2 protein-coding genes and 1 pseudogene are annotated in these 1,391 nt (G+C 67.1%); 2 read left to right on the top strand and 1 reads right to left on the bottom strand.

What is annotated here, in order from left to right:
• Positions 1-183, bottom strand: a pseudogene (locus ACFFNX_RS48055) (FAD-dependent monooxygenase); the annotation flags it as partial.
• Positions 184-429: 246 nt separating this feature from the next.
• Between ACFFNX_RS48055 and ACFFNX_RS48050 the strand changes: the two are divergent.
• Together ACFFNX_RS48050 and ACFFNX_RS48045 are read left to right on the top strand one after the other, a co-directional pair.
• Positions 430-924, top strand: coding sequence for a MarR family winged helix-turn-helix transcriptional regulator (locus tag ACFFNX_RS48050; RefSeq protein WP_378213118.1), 495 nt, complete (start codon positions 430-432; stop codon positions 922-924).
• A 156-nt stretch (positions 925-1,080) separates the two neighbouring features.
• A partial coding sequence (locus ACFFNX_RS48045; protein WP_378213117.1) for a sigma-70 family RNA polymerase sigma factor occupies positions 1,081-1,391 on the top strand: 311 nt, incomplete at its 3' end.

The following is a 1,391-nucleotide window of genomic DNA, read 5'->3' as shown; positions in this document are numbered from 1 at the left end:
GTTGTTCAGCTCTCCGTCGTCGGGGATCTCGCCCACCAGTTCTCCATTCGGGCTCAGGAACCTCATGGCTTCCGCGCCGAAGTTGATGATCGAGCGAAACTCGTCGAGGAGCCGGCATTCCCCGAGAGCGACCTGGCCGTTGAAATCGTGGATGTCGAGCTGGCCTCCCTGCGTACGGGACATCAGAGAGGCTTCCGCCTCGTAGATGGTCGAGGGGATGCCGTGGACGTGCAGGACCCGGGCGAGGGTCCCCGGCCAGTCCGGCTCCGATGATCGCGATCGGGCGGTTCATGTGATGCTCCATACCTTGTCGTGAACTTCGCGGCGCGTACGGACGGCACCGCAACTACATGCTGTCGCAAAACTATTTTGTCACAAAATTATTTTGCGTCAAGCGGTAGCATGTGCCCCACAACGGAGGAGCTGGAGATGACCGAGGCCGTGCCGACCGGAGCAGGCGACGCGTACACGCGCGTGGTGCAGAGTTTCACCGCGTTCAGCGCTGCGCAGAACGAACTGTCGCGGGTCTTCGCCCGGAGCATGGGCATGCATACGACCGATGCCGCCGCGGTCGTACTGATCATCGAAGCGGAGGAGCTCGGCCGGCCGCTGACACCCGCGCGCCTCGCGGAACGCGTGGGCCTCTCTCCCGGGGCCACCTCGATCCTGCTCGGGCGCCTGGAGGAAGCAGGGCACGTGGAGCGCACCAGGGAAGGCACCGACCGGCGCATCGTGACGTTGCACTCGACCACTGCGATCAACGCTGCCGCCGACGCGTTCTTCGATCCTTTGCAGCTGCAGCTCGGGAGAGTGCTCGGCGAGTTCACGGCCGCGCAACTGGACACCATCGCCCGCGCCGCCGACAAGCTGCGAGCCGCAGTGGAGTCCTACGTCGGCGATTCCACACCACCTGCACGGGACTGACCCGAACCCGCCCCTGGGGCAGTCGTCGAACTCCCACCGCGGGTTGGTCACCGGTCTTTCGGCCAAAGACCTGACCGCACTTGACTCGTCCAGGGGTGTCGGTGGGACCGCCTAGCATGGGCCGCCTGACGCGCGCCGTCCCCGGAGGTGGTACACGTGGTCGACGTCACCGCAGCTCAGCCGCATCCCGATGAGCTCGAGGCGTACCGGGTGCAGCTGACCGGCTACTGCTACCGGATGCTCGGCTCGCCCTTCGAGGCGGAGGACGCCGTCCAGGAGACGCTCATCCGGGCGTGGCGCGCGCTCGATCGCTTCGAAGGTCGCTCGTCGCTGCGGTCGTGGCTGTTCCAGATCGCCACCAACGTCTGCTTCGACCTGCTCAAGGGTCGCGGGCGGCGCGCCCGGCCGATCGACCTCGGGCCCGCGTGGGACGGCGGCTCCCCGCCGGCCCCGCCGCTCGCCGAGTC

The sequence above is a fragment of the Actinoallomurus acaciae genome, assembly GCF_042429965.1.
Lineage (GTDB): Bacteria > Actinomycetota > Actinomycetes > Streptosporangiales > Streptosporangiaceae > Actinoallomurus > Actinoallomurus acaciae.
The sequence above is the reverse complement of the archived record's forward strand: the minus strand, read 5'-3'. Positions and strand labels throughout refer to the sequence as shown.